Below are 26,677 nucleotides of genomic sequence, written 5' to 3'. Positions count from 1 at the left end.
GCCCTCTTCGCCCCTTGACCGCCGGCCCAGCCGGCGGTCCTTCGCCGTCCCCGGGTCTCTCGGGACATGCCGTTCGTACGCCCGGTCAACCGGACCGGGCCGGCCGTTCGTGCGCCGGGTCAGCCGGACGGCGGCGCCTTCCGGGCATGCCGTTCGTACGCCGGGTCAGCCGGACGGCGGCGCTTTTCTGGCCGAGCCGCGGTAGCCGGCCGCGTCGTAGCGGCGTTCGTTGTCGGCCAGCTTGGCGGTCGCCGCCGCCACCAGATCGACCCCCAGGACGTCGGCCAGCCGGACCAGGTACAGGGTCACGTCGCCGAGCTCGGCGCGGATGCGGGCGAGCGTGTCGGGGTCGGGGTTCGCGGACTCCTCGGCGGTCAGCCACTGGAACTCCGCTACCAGCTCGCCCGCCTCCCCCGCCAGCGCCATCGCCAGGTTCTTCGGCGTGTGGAACCTCTCCCAGTCGCGGGCCCGCGCGAACTCCCGCAGCCGTACGGCCAGCCCTTCCAGCTCCTCGCTCACGCCACCCGACCCTACTGGCCCACCGGCCGATTCATCACGACCGGTGATGACAGTCCGGGCGAACCCCGTCTGGTTCCCCGGCCGCTTCCGCCATCGACCGGCTTCCGTGTCCTCCCACTCCAACGGCCCGGTCCTGGCCCCGGCGCCCCCGGGTACGACGACGAGACGGCCCGCGTCGGGGCCGGGCTGCGCTGGGGCCAGGTCATCGACGCCGCCGCCGGACCCGGCCTCGCCCTCTGACGGGCACTGCCAGGCCCCCAAAGCCCGTTTGACGCCCTCTGACGAACGAAACGCGCGCCAGACGGCTCCAAATGGGTATGGTGATCCCGACAAGGGAGACACCGTGCTTCTCAACTTCCGGTTGGCCAACGTCCTGTCGTTCCGTGACGACCAGCGTCTCTCGCTGATCGCGACGGAGCTGAACGACGGCACCGCCCGCCCCATCCCGGTCCGGGAGGGAGGGCGGCCCCTGTCCGTGCTCCCGGTCCTGGGGATCTACGGAGCAAACGCCTCGGGAAAGACCAACACGCTCGCCGGTCTGCGGCTGATGCGGCAGGCCGTGCTGCACTCGGTGGCGTGGATCAGCGAGGAGAAGCCGACTCGCCGGATCCCCTTCGCGCTCGACCCGGGCTGCGCGGACGAAACCTCCTTCGTCGAGATCGACCTCGAACTGGCGGGTGTCCGCTACACCTACGGATTCGAGCTGGACGACGAACGCGTCCACGCCGAATGGCTGCACGCCTATCCCAAGGGGCGACGTCAGGTCTGGTTCGACCGCGACGGCGACGACATCCGCTTCGCCGGGGAAGGGCTGCGCGGCGAGAAGCAGGACCTTGCGCGGAAGACCCGCCCGGACTCCCTCTTCCTCACGGTGGCCGCCGAGTGGAACAACGAGCAACTGCTGCCGGTGTTCGAGTGGTTCCGCGACAATCTGTGGCTGATCAGCCCCGAACAGGACCTGCCCCAGCGCCAGGAGTTCACCAAGGCCAGGGCTCTTGCGGACGAACGGTTCAGGGATCAGGTCGGCCGCCTCCTGACCCGGGCCGACCTCGGCATCGTCGGCTTCGACAACGACGCCCTGGCGCGCGGCGACGTCCGGCTGCTCCACCGCGCGGGTGATCACACGGCCTCTCTGGACTTCGCGCACGAGTCCATGGGCACGCGCGCCTGGTTCGCGATGCTGGGGCCCCTGCTGGAGGCGTTCCAGCACGGCACCACCGTGCTCGTGGACGAACTGGACGCCAGCCTGCACCCCGCACTCGCGGCCGAGGTGATCAGGATGTTCGAGGACCCCGAGGTCAACGCCCGAGGGGCGCAGATGGTGTTCACGACGCACGACGCGTCGCTGCTGCGTCCGCTCGCGGGCGGGGAGCGGATCCTGGACCGTGACGTGGTCTGGATGGCGGAGAAGGACCCCAGGGGCTCGACGGAGCTGTATCCGCTGTCGAGCCTGCGTCCACCACCCCGTCCGAACGAGAACCTCGAACGCGGCTGGCTGCTCGGCCGCTTCGGCGGCGTGCCACGGGTCGCCCCCGGCGAGCTGGCACGCGAGGCGGGAGAGGCACTCGCATGAGCCCCGACAAGGTCAGGAAGAAGCGCCAACGCGGCTCCAGCCTGACGGCCCAGCCGCCGCCCCGCGCCGCCAATCGCATCTTCTACGCCGTCGCCGAGGGCGCGGTGACCGAGTACGACTACCTCACGATGCTGCAGAACGCGTTCTCCCGGCAGTGCTCGTTCCGCATCGACATGCCGAAGTACCGGCCCGACGACATGAAGCCGTGGAAGGTCGCCCAGCGCGCCCTGACCGTCGCCAAGGAAGACGCTCTTCGACCGGACAACGAGCAGTACGCGGAAATCTGGGCACTCTTCGACCGCGACCAGCACGGTGACCTGGACGACGCCCTGAGCGCGCTCAAGGAGCACTCCAAGATCAGGGTGGCCCTGTCCCATCCGTCCTTCGATTTCTGGCTCTACCTGCACTACGGCCTCTACGACCAACCGCAGGACGGCCGTAACCACCAGGTCCACCAGTTGTTGTCGCAGCGGCCCGGCTTCGCGGGTTTCGGGGCGAGGGACAAGAGGATCACCAAGGCCCGCGCCGACCACCTCATGCCACGCCTCAAGACCGCGTTCGACAACGCGCGGAGCTTGGACAGGCGCTGCGCCTCGGGCAGGTGCTCCCATCCGCGGGGCTCCGAACCGCGTTGCGACCTCCTCGACCAGGACCCGTCCAGCGGCATGTGGCGCCTTCTGGAAAGCCTCGGCATCCCGCCATTCCTCTGAGGCGGCCGGAGCGACAGGCTCGGCGAGCGAGCACCGAAGTGCCGCACATGCGACCAGGGCTGTCGAGCGGCGGACGCGAAGAGGTCTCGCAGGTCAAGGGCGAGGCGCCAAGGTGCCGGAGGCGCGGGGGTGCGCCGGAGGCGCCGGAGGAAGGGCGCCTGAGCCCGGAGGGCGAAGACCCTTGGAGCGCACCTCACTCCACGGCGGCCGTGCTTTCGCGGACGATCAGTTCCGTGGCCAGTTCCACCCGTTTCGTCTCCGGCACCTCGCCCTTCCCCATCCCCAGCACCGTACGGGTGGCCAGCGCCGCCATCTCCTGCAACGGCTGGCGCACGGTCGTCAGCGGCGGCCAGGCCGACTTCGACAGCGGCAGGTCGTCGAACCCCACGACGCTCAGGTCCTCCGGGACGCGCAACCCCCGCTGCCGGGCGGCCTCGAACACGCCGAACGCCATCAGGTCGCACCCGGCGAAGATGGCCGTGGGCGGCTCGTCCAGTGACAGGAGTTCGTGGCCCTGGTCGTGGCCGGAGTCGACGAGGAAGGTGCCGCGCCGGACGAGTTCGGGGGCGAGCGGCACGCCGGCCGTCTCCAGTGCGGCCCGGTAGCCGTCGACGCGGGCCTGGCTGCACAGCATGTCGGCGGGGCCGCTGATCATGCCGATCCGGCGGTGGCCGAGTTCGAGCAGGTGGCGGGTGGCGGCCAGGCCGCCGTTCCAGTTGGTGGCGCCGACCGAGACGATGCCGGGGGCCGGCTCGCCCTCGGGGTCGACCACCACGAACGGCAGCGACCGCGCGCTGAGCTGGGCCTGCACGCCGGTGGACAGGCGTGAGGCGACGATCACCACGCCGTCGGTGCGGCGGGCGGCCAGGCGTTCGAGCCAGTCGCGGCCGGGACCGGCGTGGGTGTGCAGCACCGAGATGACGACGCTGGCCCCGGCCTCGTGGGCCGCGCTCTCCGCGCCGCGCACGATCTCCATGGCCCATGGCGACTCGATCTCGGCGAACACCAGGTCGATCAGGCCGGCGGGGGTGTCGTCCTGGCTGACGCGCCGCTGGTAGCCGTGTTCCTGGAGCAGCCGTTCGACCTTGTGACGGGTCGCCGGCGCCACCTCGGGCCGGCCGTTGATGACTTTGGAGACCGTGGGGATGGAGACCCCGGCCTCTTCTGCGATCAGTGCGATCGTCACGCGCCTCTTAGCTGACACGTTCGGGAGTGTATCCGAAAGTTTCGGACTGGGATCGCTCCCAAAACAGCTATTGACGCCCTGCGCAGCACGTACCTATGCTCCGACCAACGAAATTATCGGGGGCTATACGAAACTTTCATACCGCTCGTGCCCGATGAAGGGACCCCTGGATGAAACGCGGTCTGATCCTCATGGCCACCGCCGTGCTCGTCGCCGGATGCGGCAGCGGCGGGAGTGGCGAGAGCGGCGGGCAGCCCGGCGCCTCGCAGCCCGGCCAGAAGCCCGCCAAGGTGACGCTGGAATGGTGGCACCTGTCCACCGCCGAACCGCTGAAGTCCCTGTGGGCGCAGCGGGCCAAGGACTTCGAGGCCGCGCACCCCGACGTCACCATCAAGGCGACGGTCCTGGAGAACGACGCCTACAAGGCCAAGCTGACCACGATCACCCAGTCGGGCAAGGCCCCCGACGTCTTCGTCACGTGGGGCGGCGGCGTGCTCAAGCAGCAGATCGACGCCGGCCTGGTCAAGGACCTCTCCGCCGACGTCGCGCCCGTGCTGGGCACGTTCACCCCCGCGGCGCTGAGCGCGTACCAGTTCGACGGCAAGACGTACGGGCTGCCGACGGACATCGGGCTGGTCGGCTTCTGGTACAACAAGAAACTCTTCGCCAAGGCCGGCATCTCGGCCCCGCCCGCCACCTGGGCGGAGTTCCTCGACGACGTCAAGAAGCTGAAGGCGTCCGGCACCACCCCGATCGCGCTGGCCGGCAAGGAGAAGTGGCCGGGCCACTACTACTGGGCCTATCTGGCGATGCGCATCGCCGGCCTGCCCGCGCTCACGCAGGCGGGCGTGGACCACGACTTCACCAAGCCCGACTTCGTGGCCGCCGGACAGCAGGTCAAGGCGCTGGCCGAGCTCCAGCCGTTCCAGAAGGGCTTCCTCGGCGCGGGGTACGGCACCCCTGACGGGCAGGCGGCCACGGTCTCCAACGGCAAGGCCGCCATGGAGCTGATGGGCCAGTGGGCGCCGGCCGTGCAGAAGGACTCCGGCAAGGGCCTCGGCGACGACCTGGGCTTCTTCCCCTTCCCCGCGGTCGAGGGCGGCAAGGGCTCGATCGGCGACGCCTTCGGCGGCGGCAACGGCCTGTCGGTGGGCGCGGACGCGCCCCCGCAGGCCGTGGAGTTCGTGAAGTTCATGACGCAGATGGACCAGCACACCAAGGCCGTGGCGGCGGGCGGCGTGCTGCCGGTGCTCAAGGGCGAGGAGAGCGCGGTCAAGGACGCCAACCTCAAGCAGGTCGCGACCCTGCTGGCCGGGGCCTCCGGCTACCAGCTCTACCTGGACCAGGCCTACCCGCCGGCCGTCGGCCAGCAGGTCAACGACAGCGTGGCCGAGCTGATCGCCGGGACCAAGACGCCGGAGCAGATCGGCCAGGACATCAGCGAAGTGGCCAAGAGCGAATGACGACGCTGACCCGAGGGCCGGCGGCGGTCGCGCCGCCGGCCCCCGCCCCGCCGGGCCGGCGGCGCGGGCGCGCGGTGACGATCGCGCTGTTCCTGCTGCCCGCGCTGGTGCTCTTCGTCCTGCTGGTGGTGGCGCCGATCCTGGTCGCGGTCTACGCCAGCGCGTTCAAGTGGAACGGGTTCGGCGGGCTGCCCACCGAGTTCGTCGGGCCGGACAACTTCACCAGGCTGCTGTCGTCCGGCATCTTCGCCACCGACCTGTGGCACCTGGTGGTCCTGGTGCTGTTGTCGGTGCTGGTCCAGCTGCCGTTCTCGCTGGCCGTGGCGATGCTGCTGAACCAGCGCATCCGGGGGCGGGCGGTCTACCGGCTGGTGTTCTTCGCCCCGTACGTGCTGTCCGAGGTGATCACCGGCGTGCTGTTCTCGCTGATCCTCGCGCCGGACGGCGGGATGGCGAACCAGCTGCTGTCGGTGTTCGGGCTGGAGTCGGAGTTCCTGGCCGATCCGGACACCGTGATGCCCGCGCTCTTCCTGGTCATGACGTGGAAGTACTTCGGCTTCCACATGATGATCTACCTGGCCGGACGGCAGGGCATCCCGAACGAGCTGATCGAGGCCGCGCAGATCGACGGCGCGACGGCCTGGGAGACGTTCCGGCACATCACGCTGCCGCTGCTCGGGCCGACGATCAGGATCAGCGTGTTCCTGTCGGTCATCTACACCATCCAGCTGTTCGACCTGGTCTGGATCCTCACCGGCGGCGGCCCGTCGCACTCCTCGGAGACGATGGCCGTCACCATGATGGAGTTCGGCTTCAAGCGCTCCCAGGTGGGTTACGCCAACGCGATCAGCGTCGTGATGTTCGCGCTCAGCCTCGTCTTCGCCCTCGTCTACCAGCGCGTGGTGCTGCGCCGGGACCTGGCGGGCGCGACGACGTCCATGGGAGGCCGCCGATGAACCACGGAAGGCCGCCCGCGCGGCGGCGCCGTCCCACCCTGCCCCTGCACGTGATCGCCTGGATCGTCGGCGCGTTCATCCTGGCGCCGATCGTGTACGCGCTGCTCGGCGGGTTCAAGAGCAACAGCCAGCTCTCGGGCAACCCCTTCGGCCTGCCCGATCCCTGGGTCACCGCGAACTACACCGACGTGCTCGGCTCGGGGTCGTTCTGGCGGCAGGTGTGGAACAGCACGTTCATCGCGGTCGCCACGACCGTGGTGATGGTGGGGCTGGCGGCGCTGGCCGCGTTCGTCTTCGCCAGGTTCGCCTTCCGCGGCAGGGAGGCGCTGTTCACGCTGTTCACCGCGGGGCTGATGTTCCCGTTCGCGGTGGCCATCCTGCCGATCTTCGTGCTGCTGCGCACGTTCGGGCTGCTGGACGACCCGCTCGGCGTCATCCTGACGCAGGCCGCCTTCGGACTGCCGCTGACGATCATCATCCTGCGGGGGTTCTTCCGGAGCATCCCGGGCGAGATCGAGGAGGCCGCGATCATCGACGGCTGCTCGCCGTTCGGGTTCTTCTGGCGGATCCTGCTGCCGATGGCCCGCCCGGCCATGGCGACGGTCTCCGTGCTGGCCGTCGTGGGGAGCTGGAACAACTTCATGCTGCCCCTGGTGGTCTTCAGCGACGAGTCGAGCTGGACGTTGCCGCTCGGCATCCAGCAGTTCCAGGGCCAGTACGCCACCGACACCGCCCGCGTCCTCGCCTACCTGATCCTGGCCATGGTGCCGGCGCTCGGGTTCTACGCCATCGCTGAACGTCACCTGGTCGGTGGGCTCACCGCGGGTGCGACGAAAGGGTGAACATGCTCCACGTCTCAGGAAGCCGGCTCCTCACCCCCGAAGGCACGCCCGTCCGGCTCAGGGGGGTGGGCCTCGGGGGCTGGATGAACATGGAGAACTTCGTCACCGGCTATCCCGCGAACGAGACCTCGATGCGCGCGGCCGTGGCCGGCGTGCTGGGCGAGGAGCGGGCCGAGCTCTTCTTCGACCGGCTGCTCACCTCGTTCTTCACCGGGAGCGACGCCGGGCTGCTGGCCGGGCTCGGCATGAACTGCGTGCGCATCCCGGTCAACTACCACCACTGGGAGTCCGACGACCGGCCCATGGAGATCGACCCGAGGGGCTTCCGGCACCTCGACCGGGTGATCGGCCTGCTGGCCGAGCGCGGCCTCTACAGCGTGATCGACCTGCACGCCCTGCCTGGCTCCCAGAACCAGCACTGGCACAGCGACAACCCCACGCACGTGGCGGCGTTCTGGCAGCACCGGCACTTCCAGGACCGGGCCGTGCACCTGTGGGAGGCGCTGGCCGACCACTACCGCGGGCATCCGTGGGTGGCCGGGTACAACGTGGTGAACGAGCCGGGCGACGTCTCGGGCAAGGTGGTCGGCCCGTTCTACGACCGGCTGGTCAAGGCCGTACGGGCCGCCGACCCGGATCACATCCTGTTCCTGGACGGCAACACCTACGCCACCGACTTCTCGATGTTCCGGGAGATGTACGAGAACACGGTGTTCGTCATGCACGACTACGCCCTGGCCGGGTTCGCCCACGGCGGCCCGTACCCGGGGCTGACCAGGGGCGAGTGGTGCGACCGCGGGCAGCTGGAGGAGACCTTCGCCCGGCGGTCCCGGTTCCAGCGCGAGACCGGCACGCCGTTGTGGGTGGGCGAGTTCGGCCCGGTCTACACCGGCGACCCGGACCGGGACGCCCAGCGCTACCAGGTCCTGCGCGACCAGCTCGACATCTACGACGCCCACGACGCGGGCTGGTCGCTCTGGACGTACAAGGACGTGGGCCTCCAGGGGCTGGTGCACGCGTCGGGGGCGTACCTGGACCGGTTCGGCGCGTTCATCGGCAAGAAGCGGCGGCTCGGCGCGGACCGGTGGGGCTCGACCATGGAGGAGTGCGCCGACGTGCTGGCCCCGCTGCACCGGCTGGTCGAGACCGAGTTCCCGGACTGGGCGCCCTACCCCTGGGGCGCCCGCTACCAGACCGACGACCTGATCAGGCACATCCTGCTCGCCCAGGCCCTGCTGCCCGAGTACGCCGGGCTGTTCAGGGGGCTCGGCGACGACGAGCTGCTGGCCCTGGCCGACTCGTTCACGCTGGAGCAGTGCGTACGGCGGGAGCCGCTGCTCGACCTGCTGGCCGGCAACCTCACCGGGTAACAAACCGCTCATACAGTCGGGTGCGTCACACCACCGGGCAAACTATCGCCATCACTGCTTGCGCTAGGTATGCTTCGGCTGCCCTAATTTAGGTAAGCCTTTCCTCAGCCAGCAGGAGTGACGGTGTTCGCCAGCTACCTCATCGGACTGCGCGAGGGACTGGAGGCGACGCTCGTCGTCTCCGTCCTCATCGCCTTCCTCGTCAAGAGCGACAGGAAGGACAAGCTTCCCCAGGTCTGGACGGGCGTCGCCGCGGCGGTCGCGCTGTCCGTCGGCTTCGGCGCGCTGCTCACCTTCACCGCCGCCAATCTCGGGCACATGGGCCAGGAGCTGTTCGACGCGATCACCTCGCTGCTCGCCGTCGCGTTCGTCACCTGGATGATCTTCTGGATGCGGCGCACCGCCCGCGCGCTCTCCGGCGAGCTGCGGGGCAAGCTCTCCGACGCGCTGCAGATGGGCTCGCTCGCGGTGGTCGTGATGGCCTTCCTGGCCGTGGCCCGCGAGGGGCTTGAGACGGCGTTGCTGTTCTTCGCCGCCGTCCAGGGCGCGACCGCCACCATGGACCCCCTGCTCGGCATCGCGCTCGGCCTGCTCACCTCGATGGTCATCGGCTGGGGGCTGTACAAGAGCGCGCTGAAGATCAACCTCACCAAGTTCTTCACCTGGACGGGCCTGCTGCTCATCCTGGTCGCCGCCGGCATCTTCAAGTACGGCGTGCACGACCTCCAGGAAGCCAACATCCTGCCCGGCCTGAGCTCCTACGCCTTCGACATCAGCGCCGTCCTGCCCGCCGATTCCTGGTACGGCGCGCTGCTTTCCGGCATGCTCAACATCACGCCGCAGCCGAGCATCGTCGAGGCCGTGGCCTGGATCGTCTACCTCGTGCCCACTCTCTTCCTCTTCCTGCTGCCACAGCGGGTGAAGACCACTCCCGCCTCCCCCGCACCCGCGGCCTGAACAGGAGCATCATGCGTACCGCCATCAGCCTGTCCTTCGGCGCGCTCGCCCTCGCGGGCCTGACCGCGTGCGGCTCGGGCACCCCCACGGAGACCGCCAAGGGTCCGGCCGCCGCGCCCGGCAAGATCACCGTGGCCGCGTCCGACACCGAGTGCAAGGTCGCGGTCGCCGAGGTCGCGGCGGGCACGAGCACGTTCACGATCACCAACGGCGGCTCCAAGGTGACCGAGTTCTACGTGTACGCCCCCGGTGACCGGGTGATGGCCGAGGTCGAGAACATCGTGCCCGGCCTGACCAGGGAGCTGGTCGCCGAGCTGCCGGCCGGCGCGTACGAGGCCGTCTGCAAGCCCGGCATGGCGGGCAAGGGCATCCGCAACGCGCTGAAGGTGACCGGCGAGCACAAGGCGCTCACCTCCGACGCCCAGCTCGCCGACGCCGTCGCCAGCTACAAGCGCTACATCAAGTCGCAGAGCGACACGCTGCTGGTCAAGACGCAGGAGTTCGTGGACGCGGTCAAGGGCGGCGACATCGACAAGGCCAAGGAGCTGTACCCGGTCGCGCGGACGTACTGGGAGCGCATCGAGCCGGTCGCGGAGATCTTCGGCGACCTCGACCCGGCCATCGACGCCCGCGAGGCCGACCTGGCCGACGGCGAGGAGTGGACCGGTTTCCACCGGATCGAGAAGGATCTGTGGATCAAGAAGGACATCAGCAAGGACGGCCCGGTCGCCGACAAGCTGATCGCCGACGTCAAGACCATCGTCCAGAAGTCCAACTCCGCCGAGCTGACCCCGCTCAACCTGGCCAACGGCGCCAAGGGACTGCTCGACGAGGTGGCCTCCGGGAAGATCACCGGCGAGGAGGACATCTGGTCGCACACCGACCTGTGGGACTTCGACGCCAACCTCCAGGGCTCCAAGGCCGCCGTGCAGTCGCTGCGCCCGGTGCTGGAGCAGCGCTCCCCCGACCTGGTCAAGACGCTGGACGAGAAGTTCGCCGCCGCGGAGGCCGCCCTGGGCGCGCACCGGAAGGGCGACGGCTGGAAGCTGCACGACGAGCTGTCCAAGGCCGAGCTGAAGGCGCTGTCCGACGCGATCAACGCGCTGGCCGAGCCGATCAGTAAGATCGCACCGGTCATCGCCAAGTAACGGGAGGTGGGGGCGTTGTCGCAGGCCGGCGGGCGGATGAGCCGCCGCAAGCTGTTCGGGCTGGGCGCCGCGGGCGCGGCCGTGCTCGGGGCGGGGGCGGTGACGACCAGGTCGCTGCTGGAGGAGCCGCCGGTCGCGCACGCCGCCTCGACGTCCGATCCGTTCCCGTTCTACGGGCAGCACCAGGCGGGCGTCGTCACGCCCGCCCAGGACCGGCTGCACTTCGTCGCCTTCGACGTCATCACCGACAAGAAGGCCGAGCTGGTCGATCTGCTCCAGGAGTGGACGGCCGCGGCGGCCCGGCTGACGCAGGGCAAGGAGGCCGGGGCGTTCGGCGCGGTGGGCGGGGCGGCCGAGGCGGCGCCCGACGACACCGGCGAGGCCCTCGGGCTGCCCGCCTCGGGGCTGACGCTGACGATCGGGTTCGGGCCGTCGCTGTTCGACGACCGGTTCGGGCTGGCGGGCAGACGACCGGCCGCGCTGGCCGACCTGCCGAAGTTCCCCGGCGAACAGCTCATCCCGGAGATCTCGGGCGGGGACATCTGCGTCCAGGCGTGCGCGCACGACCCTCAGGTGGCCGTGCACGCCATCCGCAACCTGGCCAGGATCGGCTTCGGCAAGGTCTCGGTGCGCTGGTCGCAGCTCGGTTTCGGCCGTACGTCGTCCACGTCGCGGGCCCAGGCCACGCCGCGCAACCTCCTGGGCTTCAAGGACGGCACCAACAACATGAAGCTGGAGGACGCCGACCTGCTGCGCGACCACCTGTGGGCGAGCGCCTCGGACGGCCCCGCCTGGATGGCGGGCGGCACGTACATGGTCACCAGGAAGATCCGCATGACGATCGAGACCTGGGACCGCGCCTCGCTCGCCGAGCAGGAGCAGATCTTCGGCCGGGACAAGGGCGAGGGCGCGCCGCTGGGCAGGAAGGCCGAGTTCGACCCCGTGGACTTCGCCGCCAAGGGCCCCGACGGGCAGCCGCTGATCAAGGACGACTCGCACGTCAAGCTGGCGCACCCGAGCAACAACGGCAACGCCCACCTGCTGCGCCGCGGCTACAACTTCGTCGACGGCTCCGACGGCCTCGGCCGCCTGGACGCCGGGCTGTTCTTCATCGCCTACCAGCGCGACCCGCGCAGGCAGTTCGTGCCCGTGCAGATGAACCTGGCCCGGCACGACGCGCTCAACGAGTACATCAAGCACGTCTCCAGCGGCCTGTTCGCCTGCCCGCCCGGCGTCCAGGACGCGGGCGACTACTGGGGCCGCACCCTGTTCGCCTGACCCTGCTCGGCGCGGCGCATCCGGTCGCGCCGTCAGCGGTGGCGGGCGCGCGAGGCCTGGGCGTGGGCGCGGTTGGCGCAGCGGGTCGAGCAGAACTGCCGCCTGCCCGGCCGGCTGCGGTCGACGAAGGCGTCGGTGCACGGCGTGGCCGCGCACCGGCGCAGCCGTTCCCAGTCGCCGGCCGCGGCCAGCTCCAGCAGCTCGGTGACGGCCCGCACGGCGAGCCGGCCCGCCGCCGTCGCCCCGTCCGGCGCGACCAGCCGCAGCCGGGGCACGCCGCCCGCGTGCTCCACCGCCGCCCGAGTCGGCAGCCCGGCCACCCACTCCGCCAGCGCCCCCGCCCGGCCCTCGGGCTCGGCGGCCAGCACCGCCCGCAGCCGCTCGCGCACCTCCCTGACCTCCCGCAGGTCCTCCTCGCCTAGCCCATGGTCGTTCTCCAGCGGTTCGTCCAGTTCGCGGCAGAAGCGGCGCAGCTCCGCCACGTCGGGCAGCCGCTCGGGATCGTCCAGGTACTCGTCCCACGTGTTGGCCAGATCGACGGCCACGAGACCCGTCTCGATGAACTGGCGCATCCCTCACCCTCCTGCTACCGTCACGACTATGAGCACTATAACCCCTGACAGAAAATTGACCGTCCTCGACGCGCCGTCCAACCTCGGGCTGCGTCCACTCGCCGAGGATGTCATCCCCGGCTGCTACAAGGCTCCCTGGGCGTTGCGGGACAACAGGCTCGTCGCCCGGATCGGCGCGGCCGACGCGGGCGCGCTGGTCCCGCCGCGCTACGTGGCCACCTGGAAGCCCGGCGACGGCGTGCGCAACGGCGCGGCCATCGCCGCCTACACCCGGCGGCTGGCCGACCGCGTCGCCGGGATCAGGGCGGACGGCGGCTTCCCCGTCCTGCTCGGCGGCGACTGCTCGATCGTGCTCGGCTCCGCGCTCGCCCTGCGCAGGACGGGCCGCTACGGGTTGGCCTACCTCGACGCCCACACCGACTTCCGCCACCTCGGCAACTCGCCCCACGTCGGCGCGGCGGCCGGCGAGGACCTGGCCCTGGTGACCGGCCGCGGCGACGACTACCTGACCGACATCGACGGCCTGCGCCCGTACGTCCGGGACGAGGACGTCATCGTGCTCGGCGTCCGGGACGACGACGACGTCCAGGAGCTCGCCGCCGAGGGCATCGCCTTCGTCGCCGGGAACGACATCCCGCTGGCGGCCGCCGAACGCGTGCTCGTGCGCGACGACCTGGACGGCTTCTGGATCCACGTGGACGCCGACGTGCTCGACCCGTCCGTGGTGTCGGCGGTCGACTCGCCCACCCCCGGCGGCCTGACCGGCGACCAGCTCGCCGGCCTGCTCCGCGGGCTGCTCGCGCTGCCCGGGGCGGCCGGGATCCAGTTCACCATCTTCGACCCCGACCTCGACGAGGACGGCGGCCAAGCGGCCACCCTGACCGACATCCTCGTCTCAGCCCTGACCTGACCCGTGGCCGCCCGGGGCGGCGCCGCCCGCCCGCGACGCCGCAGCACGGCCCGGCCACCGGGCGAGGCGGATCACCGCGCCCTCCTCCACAGCAGCACGACCGCCACCAGCCCCGGGACCAGCGGAAGCACCTGCAGCCAGCCGAGCAGCGGCGCCAGGCCGACCTCGCCGTTGCTGTCCCGGACGGTCAGGCCCGCGAGCGCGAGGCACGACGCCACCACGAACAGCCCGGCCCCCAGCCAGCGGGCCCACCCCCTGCCCGCCCCGGCCCCCCGGACGGTGACGAGCCAGCCGGCCAGCCCGAGCGCCCCCACGACCGACAGGATCACCGTGTACGTGGTGACCCCCTCGTCGATCTTCCCCGGCCCCAGCTCCGGATAGCCCGCCCTCAGGTACTCGGCCAGCCCGGACTGGTAGGCGAAGGCGAAGAGGGTGACGAGCACCGTGAGCGCGGCGCCGCCGTACAGCAGGGCGGAGGCTCCGCGCGGCTTCCCTGTCATGACATGAGTCCCTTCCGGACGGCATTCTTACAAAGTATGTTTTGACTATACTTACCACGTAAGAATCGAGAAAGGGCACCATGTCGCCGAAGCGCACCCGCGGCCAGAACGCCGGACTGACCCGGCAGGCCATCCTGCGGGCGGCCCTGGCGCTGGCCGACCGCGAAGGGCTGAAGGCGCTGTCCATGCGCCGCATCGGCCAGGAGCTCGGGGTCGAGGCCATGTCCCTCTACCAGCACGTCGACAGCAAGGACGCGCTGCTCGACGGCCTGGTCGAGCAGGTCGTCACGCAGGCCGCGCCGCTGCTGGCCGAGGCCGCCTCATGGCAGGAGGCCCTGCGCGAGTACGCCCACGCGCTGCTGCGGGCGCTGCTCGCGCACCCGAACGTCGTCCCCTTGGTGGTCAGCCGTCCCGCGATCACGCCCGGGAACCTGCGCCTGATGGAGGAGGGGCTGCGCGTGCTGCGCGCGGCGGGGCTGCCGCCGGAGCGCGCGCTGGACATGCTCTACGCCGTGACCGGCTTCGTCGTCGGCCACGTCGCCGTCCTGGCCGCCGGTGAGGTCGCCGGTGAGGTCGCCGGTGGGGCCGAACGGGCCGCGCCCGCGATGCGCGACATCCCCGAGCCGGACCTGGTGGAGACCCCGCTGCTGGCCGAGGCCACCCGGGCGCGGCGCGCCCGGCCGTCCTCGGGGACCGACCGCCGCTTCGTCTTCGCGCTCGAAGCCATGCTGCGCGGCTTCGGCGGCGAACCCAGCGAAAACGGCGACCCCTGACGGACACGGCGAGCCCTGACGGACGCGGCGAATCCTGACGGACGCGGCGAGCGCTAGCGGAAGACGTATCCGCTCGTGCTGGTGCGGCCGGCGGCGTTCGTGGCGGTGACCGAGGTCCACGGGCCCGATGGGACGTAGGGGGCCCACGCCGACTCGGGGCGGCCCGGCCCGTGCCACCGCTGGGCCACGCCGACCTCCCTACCGCCGGGCGAGGTGAAGCGCAGGGTGCCGCCGCGCAGGTTGTAGCCCTCGACGGTGATCCCGGGCCGGCCGTCCCGTTCCTCGCGGTAGGCGTTCACGATGATCGGCTCCCGGCCGCCGTTCGCGATGTCGTCGGCCAGCGAGGGGGTGGCCGGGCTCGCCTGGCAGGTGAAGAAGGGCTCCCAGCCGTAGGAGATGATCTTCGCGGCGTGCCCGCCCGTCGCCATGATCTGCTGGTCGAGCCGGGCCTTGCTGGTACGTCCCCGCAACGGCAGCGGCTCGACCCGCCCGCACTCGCCCTCCGCGGGGGCGGGCTCGAACCCCTCGACGTTGACCCACAGCTCGACCCCGGCGGGCACGCTGCCGGCCGCCGCCTCGATGTAGTCCCTGGTGGGCCCGTAGTAGCCGTCGGCGTTGCGCACCCGGCCGACCACCGGGACGAGCCGCGGGGCGACCATGGACCCGCCCTCCTCGATCCCGTGCACGGGGACCTTGCCCGTGCCCCGCCCGTCCTGTACGGCGACGGCCATGGGCGCGCCGGCGCGGGTGGCGGCGATGCCGGCCAGCCCGCCGGGCACCTGGCCGGGCGGGAAACCGCGGCCCCTGCGGGCGTCGATGTAGGGGCTGACCAGGATCTTCCGGCCGGGCAGCGCCGCTGCGACCGCCGCGTGCTGGGCCGCGTACAGGGCGAGGACGGGGTCGCGCGGCCCCCGCTCGCGCATGGCCAGCTCGAACGACTGGTAGACCCCGCCGAAGGCGGCCGACCCGCCGAACCGCTCGCGGTAACCGGCCAGCACCCGCGCGGTGAAGGCGTTCAGCGCGGCGAGGTGCGCGAGGTCGGGCTCCCACGGCTTGCCCCGCCGTTGCGGCGCGGCGGGCAGCCCGGGGAACACCCTCATCCCGTACGCCGCCGCCTCCTCGACCAGGTTGCCCAGCCCGTCGCCGTCGGTGGAGACCAGCACCAGGTCCTGGACGCGCGCGGCGCACGACGCGGCCAGCGACACGCGGTAGAAGACCCGCCCGCCGCTCTCGATCCGCCGGTCGAGACCCGGGCAGCGCAGCACGGAACGCCCGAACTCCTCGCTGGTCACGTACGTGTAGACGTGCCGGATCCGGGTGCCGGGCACCCGCGCGCAGGGCCGTCCGTCCACCCGGCAGGCGGCGAACTCCGGCTCCATCGGCCCGGCGTCGAACCGCGGCCCGAACGTGACGAGCGTGTCACCGCCGAGCGAGTGGATCGCCTCGACCGTCCGCCGCGTGACGCACACGTCGGCCCGCGGCATGACCCAGTAGCCGGTGATCGCGTACGGCGAGGTCACCCGCGTGTCCCTGGGCGGGCACCCGTCGTCGCCGGCGCCGGGCCCGGCCGGGACCACGACGAGGACGGCGAGGACCACCATCACGACCAGCCACCGTAACCGGCGCACCCATGCTCCCCTCGACGTACCGACCAGAGTAGGCATCTACCCGATCCGCGGCCGGTAGTGCCCCGGTGCCGGTCGGCCGCGGGGCGGCACGGACAATGGAGTCATGGTGAGCATCGACCTCAGTGGCAGGACGGCGCTGGTCACGGGCTCGACCCAGGGCATCGGGGCGGCCATCGCGACCGGTCTGGCACGGGCGGGCGCGCGCGTCGGCGTCAACGGCCGCAGCGAACGCTCGGTGGCCGCGGCCATCGAGCGCATGGACCATCGCGGCCTGGTCGCCGCGCCCGGCGACGTCGCCACCGACGAAGGGCTCCAGCGGGTGCTCGGCTCGCTGCCGCAGGTGGACATCCTCGTCAACAACCTGGGCATCTTCGAGGCCAGGCCGGCGCTGGAGATCGACGACGCGGAGTGGCGGCGCTTCTTCGAGGTCAACGTCCTGACGGCGGTGCGCCTCACGCGCGCCTACCTGCCCGGCATGATCGAGCGCGGCTGGGGCCGGATCCAGTACATCGCCAGCGACTCGGCCGTCGTCACCCCCACCGAGATGATCCACTACGGCATGAGCAAGACGGCGCTGCTGGCCGTCTCGCGCGGGTTCGCCAAGGAGGCCGCCGGCAGCGGGGTGACGGTCAACTCGGTGATCGCCGGGCCCACGCACACCGGCGGCGTGGAGGAGTTCGTCTACCAGCTCGTGGACCGGGAGCTGGCGTGGGAGGAGGCGCAGCGGGCGTTCATGCGCGAGCACCGTCCGCAGTCGCTGCTCCAGCGGCTGATCGAGCCCGAGGAGATCGCCAACATGGTCGTCTACCTCAGCTCGCCGCTCGCCTCGGCGACCACCGGCGGCGCCCTGCGCGTGGACGGCGGCTACGTGGACGCCATCCTGCCCTGACCGCCCGCGCTCAGTACGACTGGAGCTCGATCAGGTTGCCCTCCGGGTCGCGCAGGTGGGCGGTACGCAGGCCGGGCCCCCATGCGGGCCGGTCCTGGGGCGGCGCGGCGACGGTGGCGCCCAGCCCGACGAGCCGGTCGGCCTCGCCGTCGACGTCGTCGACCCGCATCACCAGCATCACCGTGTCCTGGGCGCCCGCCGCCGGCAGCCCGGACGTGCCGACGACCTCGGCGAGGCGGTCGCGGCCGAAGAGCACGAGACCGGCCTGGCCGTCGATGTCCCAGTTGGCGTAGGTAGCCTCCGTCAGCACCTTCACCGGCTCCAGCCCGAGGGCGGCCCGGTAGAAGGCGACGCTCGCCGGGAAGTCGCGCACCAGCAGCCGAGGGTAGAGGGCGTCCATTCTGATCCTCCGAAATCAGTGGGTGATTACCAACTATTGGGAACAACCTACACTTCTGGATGAGATGGAACTGCCACCCACCCTGCTCGGGACGACCACCTTCGTGCTGCACAAGGTCGGTGTCGCGGGCCGGCGCGCCCTGGCCGCGCGGCTCACCGCCGACACGGGGCTGAGCCTGTGGGAGTTCGCGGCGCTGGCCACGCTCGACGACTTCGGCCCGGCCGCCCAGCGGGAGGTCGGCGACCGGCTGGGCCTCGACCCGAGCGACATGGTCCGCCTGATGGACGGCCTCATGGCCGAAGGGCTGGCCACCCGGGAGCGCGACCCCGCCGACCGCCGCCGCTACCGGATCTCGCTGACCGCCGCCGGCCGGGACGCCCTGGAACGGGCCCGCGCGGTGGTGGCGGACGTCGAACGCGAGACGCTCGCCCCGCTGACCGACGCCGAACGCCGCGACCTCCACAGCCTGGTGATGAAACTCTTCTCACCCTGACAAATTGCATAACTCACGTCAACTGACGAACAACTGTCACAACAACTGCCCTCTTTGCACAAAGAATCAGATCATGTTAGATGGAGGGCAAGCTCCGGGAGAGAGGACCGGGCATTGTGACGCTGATCCTCGATGGCGTCCGCGTACGGCAGCGCGGGGAGACCTGGCTCGACGACATCCACCTGGAACTACCTCACGGACTGACCACCCTCGTCGGCCCGATGAACTCGGGAAAGACCACGCTCATGCGGGTCGCCGCCGGATTGCAGCCGCCCGATTCTGGGCGGGTGCTGGTCAACGGAAATGACGTCACCTCGATTTCCGTGCGAAAGCGGTCGGTCGCCTTCGTCTATCAGCAATTCATCAATTACCCGTCCCTCACCGTTTACGAGAACATCGCCTCGCCGTTGCGGCTGGACCGGTCGTACCGCAAGGACGGCATCGACCGGCGGGTGCGGGAGGTGGCCGCCGTCATGGGCCTCGGCGACCTGCTGGGCCGCAGGCCCGCGGAGCTGTCGGGCGGCCAGCAGCAGCGCACGGCGATCGCCCGCGCGCTGGCCCGGCCCGTGGACGTGCTGCTGCTCGACGAGCCGCTGGCCAACCTCGACTTCAAGCTCCGCGAGCAGTTGCGCGAGGACCTCAGGCGCATGTTCACCGGCTCGGCGGGCGTCGTCCTCTACTCCACCGCCGACCCGAACGAGGCCCTGACCTTCGGCGCGCCCGCCGTGGTGCTCGGCGAGGGCCGGGTGCGGCACGTCGGCGACCCGGCCACCATGTACGCCGAGCCGCCCACGCTCGCCGTCGCGGCCACGCTCAGCGACCCGCCGCTGAACCTGCTGCCCGGCACGGTCAGGGACGGCCGGATCGAGGTCATGGGCACGTCCTTCCCCGCGCCGGGCGCCGCCGCCGCCGGCCAGGGGGTCGTGCTGGGCATCCGCCCCCACCAGGTGACGATCACCAGGACCGGCCCCGGCCTGCTGGAACTGCCCGCCGAGATCAGGCTGGCCGAGGTGACCGGCGGCGCGACGTTCCTGCACCTGCTGCTGGCGGGACGCCGGCACCTGGTGGCCCACCTGCCGGGCACCCGCCCGTTCACGCCGGGCCAGGCGGCCACCGCGTACGTGGACCCGCGGCACGTCTTCGTGTTCGACGAGGCCGGCGGCCGATTACCGGTCGCCCCGGCGGCGGGGGCGGGACGGCATGGCTGACATCCGCCTGGAAGGCGTGGGCCACAGCTACGACGGCGGCCGCACGTGGGCGCTCAGGCCGACGACCTGGACCTGGCGCGGCGGCCGGGCCTACGCCCTGCTCGGCCCGAGCGGCTGCGGCAAGACGACGCTGCTGAACATCGTCTCGGGGCTGCTCACGCCCACGACCGGCCGGATCTGGTTCGACGACCGCGAGGTCACCGGGGTCCCCACGGCCGGCCGCGACATCGCGCAGGTCTTCCAGTTCCCCGTCCTGTACGAGGAGATGTCCGTCTACGACAACCTGGCCTTCCCGCTGCGCAACAGGAAGGTCCCGGCCGAGGAGGTCCGCCGCCGCGTGCTGCGGGTCTCGGCCATGCTGGGCCTGGACGACGTGCTGCGCCGCCGGGCGCGCCGGCTCGACCCGGGCCGCAAGCAGATCGTCAGCCTGGGCCGCGGCCTGGTGCGCGAGCAGGTGGCGGCCGTGCTGCTCGACGAGCCGCTGACCGTGGTGGACCCGGCGCTGAAGTGGACGTTGCGCAGCAAGCTCAAGGAGATCCACCGCGACACCGGCCACACCCTGGTCTACGTCACCCACGACCAGACCGAGGCGCTGACCTTCGCCGACGAGGTGGTCGTGCTCAACGACGGCGAGATCGTGCAGGCCGGGGAGCCGGCCGAGCTGTTCCTGTCGCCCGCGCACGAGTTCGTCGGCCACTTCATCGGCTCCCCCGGCATGAACGTGCTCCCTGCCGAGATCGACGGCGGCGTGGTCAGGATCGGGGGCTCGCAGGTCGGCGCGGTGGTCGGCGCGCTGGCCCCCGGGCCGGTGCGGATCGGCGTGCGGCCCGAGTTCGTCCGGGTCGGCGGGCCGCCGGCCGGGCCCGGCGTGGCGGCCAGGGTGACCCGGATCGACCGCATGGGCTCGCACGACCTGGTGCGCGCCGAGGTCGGCGGCCATCCGGTGATCGCCAGGGCCGAGGCGGGCTCGTCCTGGACGCCGGGCACGGTCGAGTTCCTGCATTTCCCCGCGGACCGGACGTTCCTGTTCCGCGACGCGGTCAGGTGCGGCTCGCTCGCACCCCTGGACGGAAGGGGACAGGCGTGAGCGACCGGACCGCCGTCGCGGGCAGCCAGGCGGATGGCGAGGTCGTACCGGCCGCCGCCGCGCCCGCCGCCGCGGAGGCCGCCGGGGCCGCTGGGCCGCGCGCCGACCCCCGTCCGCGGAACAACCGGGCCTGGCTGCTGGTGCTGCCGGTCGTGGTGTCGGTGGCCTTCACCGCGGTGATCCCGCTGATGACCGTCGTGAACTTCTCCGTCCAGGACGTCTTCAGCCCGGTGGACCGGGTGTTCGTCGGCCTGGACTGGTTCCGGCAGATCGCCCGCGACCCCGAGGTGCGCGCCGCGCTCGTGCGCACGCTGCTGTTCTCGGCGCAGGTGCTGCTGGTGGAGGTCCCGCTCGGGGTGGCCATCGCGGTCTGCATGCCGCGCCGCGGGTTCTGGGTGTCGGTGGCGCTGGTGCTGGTGGCGCTGCCGCTGCTCATCCCGTGGAACGTCGTGGGCACGATCTGGCAGATCTTCGCCCGCGGCGACATCGGGCTCGGCGGCTGGGTGGTCAACAACGTGCTGCGCGTCAACTTCAACTACACGCTCGACTCGGCCGACGCCTGGATCACCGTCCTGGTCATGGACGTGTGGCACTGGACGCCGCTGGTGGCGCTGCTGGCCTACGCGGGGCTGCGGTCGATCCCGGAGCCGTACTTCCAGGCGGCGCAGATCGACGGCGCGTCGGCCTGGGCGACGTTCCGGCACATCCAGCTGCCGAGGCTGCGCGGGGTGCTGACGATCGCCATCCTGCTGCGGTTCATGGACAGCTTCATGATCTACACCGAGCCGTTCGTGGTGACCGGCGGCGGGCCGGGGAACGCGACCTCGTTCCTGAGCATCCTGCTGTCGAAGATCGCCGTCGGCCAGTTCGACCTGGGCCCGGCGGGCGCGTTCTCGCTGCTGTACTTCCTGCTCGTACAGATCGCCTGCTACGTCTTCTTCACCGTGCTGACCAGGTCGGGGAGGTGAGTTCCACGCGCCACCGGCTGCCGTGGGCGCGCACGGTCTTCTGGCTGTACGCCGCCACGCTGATGTTGCCGCTGCTGTGGATGTTCGGCATGTCCATCCGCCCGAACGAGGACATCCTGGGCAGCTTCTCGCTGATCCCGCAGCGCGTGACCTTCGACAACTACGTCACGTTCTTCACCGACCCGTCGTGGTATTCGAGCTACCTCAACTCCATCGTCTACACCTCGATGAACGCGGTCATGTCGCTCGTCGTGGCGCTGCCGGCGGCGTACGCGTTCTCGCGGTTCCGCTTCGCCGGGGACAAGCACCTGTTCTTCTGGCTGCTGACGAACCGGATGGCGCCGCCGGCGGTGTTCCTGCTGCCGTTCTTCCAGATCTACCAGGCGGTCGGGCTGTTCGACACGCATCTGGGCGTGGCGATCGCCCACATGCTGTTCAACGTGCCGCTGGCGGTCTGGATCCTGGAAGGCTTCATGTCGGGGATCCCCCGGGAGATCGACGAGACCGCGGCGATCGACGGATATTCGCTGCCGCGCTTCTTCGTCCGCGTCTTCCTGCCGATGATCCGGTCCGCGCTCGGTGTCACCGCGTTCTTCTGCTTCATGTTCAGCTGGGTGGAGCTGCTGATCGCCAGGACGATCACGTCGGTGGACGCCAAGCCCATCGCGGCCACCATGACGCGGACGGTGAGCGCGGCGGGCGTGGACTGGGGGCTGCTGGCCGCGGCCGGCGTGCTGACCATCGTCCCGGGGGCCGTCGTCATCTGGTTCGTGCGCAACTACATCGCCAAGGGGTTCGCCCTGGGGAGGGTCTGACCGTGCAGTGGATGGTGTGGACCGCCCCCACGGCCCTGGTGTTCGCCGGGCTGGCGCTGCTCCTGTGCGTGATGGCCGTCTGGGGGCGGATCTCGCCCCCCGTGGCCAGGCGCGGGTTCCTGCGGATCGAGACCGACCGGGGCGACCGGCTGTACATCGGCCTGATCAGCGCGGCCGTCGTGCTGGCCCTGTGGATTGCAGTCACCGACCTGTCCATGTGGGCGGCGCTCGGCGTCGCGCTGCTGGTCATGGTCGTGATCGGGATATGGGGCTGAGAGGAAGAGGAGCCAGGCGATGAGGCATGCGGTGGGTGTCGCGGCGGCGGTCGTGGCGGCGCTGGCCCTGGTGGCGGCCGGTTGCACGGGCGGCGGCGAGGAGAAGCCGAAGAGCGACTTCAAGGAGGCCGACGGCAGGGCCGCGGCGCAGCGGTGGGTGTCGGAGGAGTTCACGCCGAGCACCCTGTCCAAGGACCGGCAACTGGCGGAGATGGACTGGTTCATCAAGGCGGCGGCGCCGTACCGGGGCATGCAGATCAACGTGGTGTCCGAGACGATCACCACGCACGAGTACGAGTCGCAGAAGCTGGCCAGGGCGTTCACCGAGATCACCGGGATCAAGGTCAAGCACGACCTGATCCAGGAGGGCGACGTCATCGAGAAGCTCCAGACGCAGATCCAGGGCGACCAGAACATCTACGACGCCTACGTCAACGACTCCGACCTCATCGGCACCCACTCGCGCGGCACGTACGTGTTCCCGCTGTCGGACTACATGGCCGGAGAGGGCAGGAACGTCACCTCCCCCACCCTCGACCTGAACGACTTCATCGGCATCAGCTTCACCACCGGCCCCGACAAGAAGATCTACCAGCTCCCCGACCAGCAGTTCGCGAACCTCTACTGGTTCCGCTACGACTGGTTCACCGACCCGGCGATCAAGAAGCAGTTCAAGGACGCCTACGGCTACGACCTGGGCGTGCCGGTCAACTGGGCGGCCTACGAGGACATCGCCGACTTCTTCAGCAACAAGGTCAACGGCAACGGGACCGTGGACGGCCGGAAGGTCTACGGCCACATGGACTACGGCCGCAAGGACCCCTCGCTGGGCTGGCGCTTCACCGACGCCTGGCTGTCCATGGCCGGCAACGGCGACCCCGGCATCCCCAACGGCCTGCCGGTGGACGACTGGGGCATCCGGGTGGAGAACTGCCGGCCGGTGGGCTCGTCGGTGACCCGCGGCGGCGACACCAACGGCCCGGCCTCGGTGTACGCGCTCACCAAGTACGTGGACTGGCTGAAGAAGTACGCGCCGCGCGAGGCCGCCGGCATGAACTTCAGCGAGGCGGGCCCGGTCCCGGCGCAGGGCAACATCGCCCAGCAGATCTTCTGGTACACCACGTTCACGGCCGACATGACCAAGAAAGGCCTGCCGGTCGTCAACGACGACGGCACCCCCAAGTGGCGCATCGCGCCCAGCCCGCACGGCGTCTACTGGAAGGACGGCAACAAGCTCGGCTACCAGGACGCGGGCTCGTGGACGCTGCTCAACAACACCCCGAAGGACCGCAGGGCCGCGGCCTGGCTCTACGCCCAGTTCGTCACGTCGAAGACGGTGTCGCTGAAGAAGTCGATCACCGGGCTGACCTTCATCCGCGACTCCGACATCAAGAGCGACTACTTCAAGGACAACGCCGCCAAGTACGGCGGCCTGATCGAGTTCTACAACTCCCCCGCCCGCAAGCAGTGGACCCCGACCGGCACGAACGTGCCCGACTACCCCAAGCTGGCCCAGCTCTGGTGGCAGAACGTGGCCACCGCCGTCACCGGCGAGACCACCCCGCAGCAGTCGATGGACAACCTGGCCAGGCAGCAGGACGAGATCCTGGCCCGGCTGGAACGCCTGTCGCGCGAACGCCAGGGCTACGGCGGCCAGTGCGCGCCCAAGCTGAACCCCGAGCGTCCGGCCCAGTACTGGTTCGACCAGCCGGGCGCGCCCGCGCCGAAGCTGGCCGACGAGCGCGGCGAGCCGGCCACGCTCGACTACGACAAGCTCATCGCCCGGTGGAAGGCGGGCGGCTGACCAGCTCCCGCGCCAGCCAGTCGAAGGCCCGCTCCTGCATGGGCACGTCGAAGCAGTGCGGGGACGGCGCGAACACGGCCTCGTAGCGGCCGGGGGCGTCGCGGTAGCGCTCGCCGATGCGGGCGTGCGCGCGGCGCATCCCGGCCTGCGGGAACAGGTCGTCGCGCAGGGCGTACTGGACCATGAGGGGGGCGGGGGCGCGGGCGGCCACCAGGTCGGGCCAGTCGCCCAGCCGCGACAGGCCCGGCGGGTAGAACATCCAGGTGTGCCGCTCGACGTGGCCGCCGGCCAGCAGCTCCGGGTAGGTCGAGACCATCGCGGCGACCACGACCGCCCGCACCTCCGGGTCGAAGGCGCCGAGCAGCGCGGCCCGCAGCCCGCCGCCCGACACGCCGGCGCAGCCCACCTCGCCGACGTCCGGCCTGGAGCGCAGGTACGCCGCGGCGGCCAGGTCCTCGCCCGCCACCACCCCGGCGAACGAGGTGCCGAGCAGGGCGCAGTGCTTGGCCACGACGTGCTCGTGCCGGGCCGCCGCGCGGTCGTACCGGTCGGGGAGGCCGTCCTCCCCCTCCGGGACGTCGAGCGCGAAGCGGCGGCTGCCCCAGGTCAGCACGTCGTGGGCGAGCACGGCGAACCCGCGGCGGGCCAGCTCGCCGGCGAACGCGCGGCCGCCGTAGACGTCCCGCCGCAGCCGCCGCACCTCGGCCGACGGCCCTTCCGGGCCGTCGGCGATCTTCTCCTTGCCCGCCCACTTCATGCCCGCGTGGCAGTGCAGCGCCACCACCCCGGGCAGCGGGCCGGACAGCGGGCCGCCGTGGTCGCGCGGTCTCAGCAGGTACGCCCGGGTCCGCGGCCCGAACCCGACCGTCCACGACAGTTCCTCGCCGTACAGGTCGCCGTCGGTCCACGTGCGCTCGACCCGCACGTCCGCGGCGGTCAGGGCGGGCACCCCGATCGCCTGCCGGGCCGCGGCCCGCAGCCGCGGCCCCGGCAGGGAGGGGAACAGCTCCCACTGCCCGCCGACGACCTCGGCCAGCTCGCCGAACACCGCCGGGGCGGACCCGTCAGGCAAGGCGGGTGCCGGTGTCCGCCAGGTGCACGGGGGCGCCCGAGGCGGCCGACAGGTTGGCCGCGACGCCGGTCAGGACGCTGCGGATGCCGTCCAGGTAGCCCGCCTGCCGGGCCAGCGGGTCGCCGGTCGGGCCGCGGAACACGTCGTCCAGCAGCAGCCGGTCGCCGCCGCCGTGGCCGCCCGCGCCCGGCTCGATCGGCACCTCGCGCGGCTCGGCCCAGTGGGGGCGCAGGGTGAGCCGCTCCCACGCCCCGGCGGCGTGCTCCTTGGCCGCGGCGCTCGGGTCGATCGCCGCGTGCGGCGGCGTCCAGGCCCGCTCGACCACCTCCAGCTCCAGCCGTCCCGCCGTGCCGTTGAAGGCCACCCGGTAGCCCTCGAAGGGCGCGTGGGCGTTCAGCGAGTACGTCAGCAGCGCCCCGCTGTCGTACCGGACCAGCACCGCCATGTTGTCGTCGATGGTCACGCCGTCGCCGAAGACGTCCTGGTCCCGGACGTAGCCGTCCTCGTGCTCGGCGTCCAGGTAAAGGCGCTTGAGCCGGGGATCGGCGGCGATGTCCAGGATGAACGGGTCGCTGCCGAGGCCGGGCGCGCCCCGGCCGCGTTCGGGACGGTCGGCCAGCCCCCGCGACCGCGCGTTGGCCGAGCCGTAGAAGCGCAGCGAGGTCTGCGCGAAGACGGTCTCCGGCGCTGCCCCGAGCCACCAGTTGACCAGGTCGAAGTGGTGGGTGGACTTGTGCACGAGCAGGCCGCCGGAGCTGGCCCGGTCGCGGTGCCAGCGGCGGAAGTAGTCCGCGCCGTGGATGGTGTCGAGCGTCCACTCGAAGTGCGCGGACGTCACCTCGCCGATCGCGCCGTCCATGAGCAGGCGGCGCACGGCCGAGTTGCGCGGCGAGTACCGGTAGTTGAAGGTGACGATCAGCCTGCCGGTGCTGCGCCGGGCCGACTCGGCGATGGCCGCGCAGCTCCCGGCGTCCACGGTGAGCGGTTTCTCCACGATGACGTCGCGGCCCGCGTCCAGGGCCGCGCACACGTAACGGGCGTGCGCGGCGTCCACGGTCGCGACCACGACGGCGTCGGCGAGTTCGAGCACCTTGCCGAACTCGGCGGGGGCGAAGCACGGCACCTCGTGGCCGATCCGCTCGGCGTAGTAGTCCATGCGGGTCCGGTTGGTGTCGCACAGGGCGACGACGGTGCCGGTGTCGCGCCACTCGCCGAGCAGCGCGTCGACGTACAGCTGCGCGCGGTGCCCGAGCCCGACGAACGCGTACCTCATGGTCGTCC

27 protein-coding genes are annotated in these 26,677 nt (G+C 71.2%); 19 read left to right on the top strand and 8 right to left on the bottom strand.

Annotated elements, in window-relative coordinates; translation table 11 throughout:
* Nucleotides 1-165 precede the first annotated feature (165 nt).
* Nucleotides 166-519, bottom strand: coding sequence for a nucleotide pyrophosphohydrolase (locus ABT158_RS01755; protein ID WP_352349799.1), 354 nt, complete (start codon nt 517-519; stop codon nt 166-168).
* Between the two features lie 343 nt (nt 520-862).
* Here ABT158_RS01755 and ABT158_RS01750 point away from each other — a divergent pair, with 343 nt between their 5' ends.
* The gene (locus ABT158_RS01750) at nt 863-2,092 is read left to right on the top strand and encodes an AAA family ATPase (RefSeq protein ID WP_352349797.1); all 1,230 of its coding nucleotides are present in this window, start codon (nt 863-865) and stop codon (nt 2,090-2,092) included.
* Nucleotides 2,089-2,802 (top strand): RloB family protein, encoded by a 714-nt coding sequence (locus ABT158_RS01745; RefSeq protein WP_352349795.1) that lies wholly within the window; start codon nt 2,089-2,091, stop codon nt 2,800-2,802. The genes ABT158_RS01750 and ABT158_RS01745 overlap by 4 nt, the downstream gene beginning before the upstream one ends.
* A 193-nt stretch (nt 2,803-2,995) precedes the next feature.
* On the opposite strand, the gene ABT158_RS01740 is transcribed toward ABT158_RS01745, so the two are convergent.
* Complete coding sequence (locus ABT158_RS01740; protein ID WP_352349793.1) at nt 2,996-4,006, bottom strand: LacI family DNA-binding transcriptional regulator; 1,011 nt, start codon at nt 4,004-4,006, stop codon at nt 2,996-2,998.
* A 152-nt stretch (nt 4,007-4,158) separates the two neighbouring features.
* On the opposite strand from ABT158_RS01740, the gene ABT158_RS01735 reads away from it, so the two are divergent.
* The 7 genes from ABT158_RS01735 (at nt 4,159) to efeB (ending at nt 12,002) form a co-directional block, all read left to right on the top strand.
* Entirely contained in the window at nt 4,159-5,451 is a 1,293-nt protein-coding gene (locus ABT158_RS01735) for an extracellular solute-binding protein (protein WP_352349791.1), read from the top strand.
* Nucleotides 5,448-6,407, top strand: a complete 960-nt coding sequence (locus ABT158_RS01730; protein WP_352349789.1) for a carbohydrate ABC transporter permease — start codon at nt 5,448-5,450, stop codon at nt 6,405-6,407. The genes ABT158_RS01735 and ABT158_RS01730 overlap by 4 nt, the downstream gene beginning before the upstream one ends.
* A complete protein-coding gene (locus tag ABT158_RS01725) occupies nt 6,404-7,249 on the top strand; it encodes a carbohydrate ABC transporter permease (RefSeq protein ID WP_352349787.1) in 846 nt (281 codons plus the stop codon). The genes ABT158_RS01730 and ABT158_RS01725 overlap by 4 nt, the downstream gene beginning before the upstream one ends.
* Nucleotides 7,250-7,251: 2 nt before the next feature.
* Nucleotides 7,252-8,619: a glycoside hydrolase family 5 protein gene (locus ABT158_RS01720; RefSeq protein WP_352349786.1), complete on the top strand. Its 1,368-nt coding sequence runs from the start codon at nt 7,252-7,254 to the stop codon at nt 8,617-8,619.
* A 123-nt stretch (nt 8,620-8,742) separates the two neighbouring features.
* Nucleotides 8,743-9,576: an iron uptake transporter permease EfeU gene (efeU, locus tag ABT158_RS01715; RefSeq protein WP_352349784.1), complete on the top strand. Its 834-nt coding sequence runs from the start codon at nt 8,743-8,745 to the stop codon at nt 9,574-9,576.
* Nucleotides 9,577-9,587: 11 nt separating this feature from the next.
* Nucleotides 9,588-10,724: an iron uptake system protein EfeO gene (gene efeO / locus ABT158_RS01710; RefSeq protein WP_352349782.1), complete on the top strand. Its 1,137-nt coding sequence runs from the start codon at nt 9,588-9,590 to the stop codon at nt 10,722-10,724.
* A 15-nt stretch (nt 10,725-10,739) separates the two neighbouring features.
* Nucleotides 10,740-12,002: an iron uptake transporter deferrochelatase/peroxidase subunit gene (efeB, locus tag ABT158_RS01705; RefSeq protein WP_352349780.1), complete on the top strand. Its 1,263-nt coding sequence runs from the start codon at nt 10,740-10,742 to the stop codon at nt 12,000-12,002.
* 32 nt (nt 12,003-12,034) lie between these two features.
* Here efeB and ABT158_RS01700 read toward each other — a convergent pair whose 3' ends face one another.
* Complete coding sequence (locus ABT158_RS01700) at nt 12,035-12,574, bottom strand: CGNR zinc finger domain-containing protein (protein ID WP_352349778.1); 540 nt, start codon at nt 12,572-12,574, stop codon at nt 12,035-12,037.
* A 28-nt stretch (nt 12,575-12,602) separates the two neighbouring features.
* On the opposite strand from ABT158_RS01700, the gene ABT158_RS01695 reads away from it, so the two are divergent.
* Nucleotides 12,603-13,484 (top strand): arginase family protein, encoded by an 882-nt coding sequence (locus tag ABT158_RS01695; protein ID WP_352349776.1) that lies wholly within the window; start codon nt 12,603-12,605, stop codon nt 13,482-13,484.
* A 71-nt stretch (nt 13,485-13,555) separates the two neighbouring features.
* On the opposite strand, the gene ABT158_RS01690 is transcribed toward ABT158_RS01695, so the two are convergent.
* A complete protein-coding gene (locus tag ABT158_RS01690; protein WP_352349774.1) occupies nt 13,556-13,984 on the bottom strand; it encodes a hypothetical protein in 429 nt (142 codons plus the stop codon).
* Nucleotides 13,985-14,064: 80 nt separating this feature from the next.
* Here ABT158_RS01690 and ABT158_RS01685 point away from each other — a divergent pair, with 80 nt between their 5' ends.
* Nucleotides 14,065-14,757 carry a TetR/AcrR family transcriptional regulator gene (locus ABT158_RS01685; RefSeq protein WP_352349772.1) on the top strand — a complete coding sequence of 231 codons (693 nt, stop codon included), beginning with the start codon at nt 14,065-14,067 and terminating at the stop codon, nt 14,755-14,757.
* Nucleotides 14,758-14,810: 53 nt separating this feature from the next.
* Here the strand turns inward: ABT158_RS01685 and ABT158_RS01680 are convergent, their stop codons facing one another.
* Entirely contained in the window at nt 14,811-16,385 is a 1,575-nt protein-coding gene (locus ABT158_RS01680; protein ID WP_352349770.1) for a hypothetical protein, read from the bottom strand.
* 106 nt (nt 16,386-16,491) lie between these two features.
* On the opposite strand from ABT158_RS01680, the gene ABT158_RS01675 reads away from it, so the two are divergent.
* Complete coding sequence (locus ABT158_RS01675) at nt 16,492-17,274, top strand: SDR family NAD(P)-dependent oxidoreductase (RefSeq protein ID WP_352350477.1); 783 nt, start codon at nt 16,492-16,494, stop codon at nt 17,272-17,274.
* Nucleotides 17,275-17,284: 10 nt separating this feature from the next.
* On the opposite strand, the gene ABT158_RS01670 is transcribed toward ABT158_RS01675, so the two are convergent.
* Complete coding sequence (locus ABT158_RS01670; RefSeq protein WP_352349768.1) at nt 17,285-17,674, bottom strand: VOC family protein; 390 nt, start codon at nt 17,672-17,674, stop codon at nt 17,285-17,287.
* A gap of 64 nt (nt 17,675-17,738) precedes the next feature.
* Here ABT158_RS01670 and ABT158_RS01665 point away from each other — a divergent pair, with 64 nt between their 5' ends.
* The 7 genes from ABT158_RS01665 to ABT158_RS01635 all read left to right on the top strand — a co-directional run bounded on the left by ABT158_RS01665 (nt 17,739) and on the right by ABT158_RS01635 (nt 24,324).
* Nucleotides 17,739-18,167 carry a MarR family winged helix-turn-helix transcriptional regulator gene (locus ABT158_RS01665; RefSeq protein ID WP_352349766.1) on the top strand — a complete coding sequence of 143 codons (429 nt, stop codon included), beginning with the start codon at nt 17,739-17,741 and terminating at the stop codon, nt 18,165-18,167.
* Nucleotides 18,168-18,283: 116 nt separating this feature from the next.
* Nucleotides 18,284-19,375 (top strand): ABC transporter ATP-binding protein, encoded by a 1,092-nt coding sequence (locus ABT158_RS01660; protein WP_352349764.1) that lies wholly within the window; start codon nt 18,284-18,286, stop codon nt 19,373-19,375.
* Nucleotides 19,368-20,462 (top strand): ABC transporter ATP-binding protein, encoded by a 1,095-nt coding sequence (locus ABT158_RS01655; RefSeq protein ID WP_352349762.1) that lies wholly within the window; start codon nt 19,368-19,370, stop codon nt 20,460-20,462. Before ABT158_RS01660 ends, ABT158_RS01655 begins: the two co-directional genes overlap by 8 nt.
* A complete protein-coding gene (locus tag ABT158_RS01650; RefSeq protein WP_352349760.1) occupies nt 20,459-21,430 on the top strand; it encodes a carbohydrate ABC transporter permease in 972 nt (323 codons plus the stop codon). The genes ABT158_RS01655 and ABT158_RS01650 overlap by 4 nt, the downstream gene beginning before the upstream one ends.
* Entirely contained in the window at nt 21,427-22,245 is an 819-nt protein-coding gene (locus ABT158_RS01645) for a carbohydrate ABC transporter permease (protein WP_502911462.1), read from the top strand. The genes ABT158_RS01650 and ABT158_RS01645 overlap by 4 nt, the downstream gene beginning before the upstream one ends.
* Nucleotides 22,246-22,256: 11 nt before the next feature.
* Nucleotides 22,257-22,520: a DUF2160 family membrane protein gene (locus ABT158_RS01640; protein ID WP_352350473.1), complete on the top strand. Its 264-nt coding sequence runs from the start codon at nt 22,257-22,259 to the stop codon at nt 22,518-22,520.
* A gap of 19 nt (nt 22,521-22,539) precedes the next feature.
* On the top strand, nt 22,540-24,324 hold the full coding sequence (locus ABT158_RS01635) for an ABC transporter substrate-binding protein (protein WP_352349759.1): 1,785 nt from the start codon (nt 22,540-22,542) through the stop codon (nt 24,322-24,324).
* On the opposite strand, the gene ABT158_RS01630 is transcribed toward ABT158_RS01635, so the two are convergent.
* Together ABT158_RS01630 and ABT158_RS01625 are read right to left on the bottom strand one after the other, a co-directional pair.
* The gene (locus ABT158_RS01630; RefSeq protein ID WP_352349757.1) at nt 24,296-25,396 is read right to left on the bottom strand and encodes a dienelactone hydrolase family protein; all 1,101 of its coding nucleotides are present in this window, start codon (nt 25,394-25,396) and stop codon (nt 24,296-24,298) included. The genes ABT158_RS01635 and ABT158_RS01630 overlap by 29 nt on opposite strands.
* Nucleotides 25,389-26,669, bottom strand: coding sequence for a Gfo/Idh/MocA family protein (locus ABT158_RS01625; protein WP_352349755.1), 1,281 nt, complete (start codon nt 26,667-26,669; stop codon nt 25,389-25,391). Before ABT158_RS01625 ends, ABT158_RS01630 begins: the two co-directional genes overlap by 8 nt.
* Nucleotides 26,670-26,677 lie beyond the last annotated feature (8 nt).

The sequence above is a fragment of the Nonomuraea sp. NPDC001636 genome (assembly GCF_040298265.1).
In the GTDB taxonomy this organism is placed as follows: domain Bacteria; phylum Actinomycetota; class Actinomycetes; order Streptosporangiales; family Streptosporangiaceae; genus Nonomuraea.
This window is presented reverse-complemented; position numbering and strand designations above follow the sequence as displayed.

What these genes read in the sequence shown, in the direction of transcription:
- ABT158_RS01655 (WP_352349762.1), top strand. Translation starts at nt 19,368, where the DNA reads ATGGCTGACATCCGCCTGGAAGGCGTGGGCCACAGCTACGACGGCGGC.
- ABT158_RS01745 (WP_352349795.1), top strand. Translation starts at nt 2,089, where the DNA reads ATGAGCCCCGACAAGGTCAGGAAGAAGCGCCAACGCGGCTCCAGCCTG.
- ABT158_RS01635 (WP_352349759.1), top strand. Translation starts at nt 22,540, where the DNA reads ATGAGGCATGCGGTGGGTGTCGCGGCGGCGGTCGTGGCGGCGCTGGCC.
- ABT158_RS01665 (WP_352349766.1), top strand. Translation starts at nt 17,739, where the DNA reads ATGGAACTGCCACCCACCCTGCTCGGGACGACCACCTTCGTGCTGCAC.
- ABT158_RS01730 (WP_352349789.1), top strand. Translation starts at nt 5,448, where the DNA reads ATGACGACGCTGACCCGAGGGCCGGCGGCGGTCGCGCCGCCGGCCCCC.
- efeO (WP_352349782.1), top strand. Translation starts at nt 9,588, where the DNA reads ATGCGTACCGCCATCAGCCTGTCCTTCGGCGCGCTCGCCCTCGCGGGC.
- ABT158_RS01685 (WP_352349772.1), top strand. Translation starts at nt 14,065, where the DNA reads ATGTCGCCGAAGCGCACCCGCGGCCAGAACGCCGGACTGACCCGGCAG.
- ABT158_RS01700 (WP_352349778.1), bottom strand. Translation starts at nt 12,574, where the DNA reads ATGCGCCAGTTCATCGAGACGGGTCTCGTGGCCGTCGATCTGGCCAAC.
- ABT158_RS01670 (WP_352349768.1), bottom strand. Translation starts at nt 17,674, where the DNA reads ATGGACGCCCTCTACCCTCGGCTGCTGGTGCGCGACTTCCCGGCGAGC.
- ABT158_RS01695 (WP_352349776.1), top strand. Translation starts at nt 12,603, where the DNA reads ATGAGCACTATAACCCCTGACAGAAAATTGACCGTCCTCGACGCGCCG.
- ABT158_RS01735 (WP_352349791.1), top strand. Translation starts at nt 4,159, where the DNA reads ATGAAACGCGGTCTGATCCTCATGGCCACCGCCGTGCTCGTCGCCGGA.
- ABT158_RS01640 (WP_352350473.1), top strand. Translation starts at nt 22,257, where the DNA reads ATGGTGTGGACCGCCCCCACGGCCCTGGTGTTCGCCGGGCTGGCGCTG.
- ABT158_RS01690 (WP_352349774.1), bottom strand. Translation starts at nt 13,984, where the DNA reads ATGACAGGGAAGCCGCGCGGAGCCTCCGCCCTGCTGTACGGCGGCGCC.
- ABT158_RS01625 (WP_352349755.1), bottom strand. Translation starts at nt 26,669, where the DNA reads ATGAGGTACGCGTTCGTCGGGCTCGGGCACCGCGCGCAGCTGTACGTC.
- ABT158_RS01720 (WP_352349786.1), top strand. Translation starts at nt 7,252, where the DNA reads ATGCTCCACGTCTCAGGAAGCCGGCTCCTCACCCCCGAAGGCACGCCC.
- ABT158_RS01725 (WP_352349787.1), top strand. Translation starts at nt 6,404, where the DNA reads ATGAACCACGGAAGGCCGCCCGCGCGGCGGCGCCGTCCCACCCTGCCC.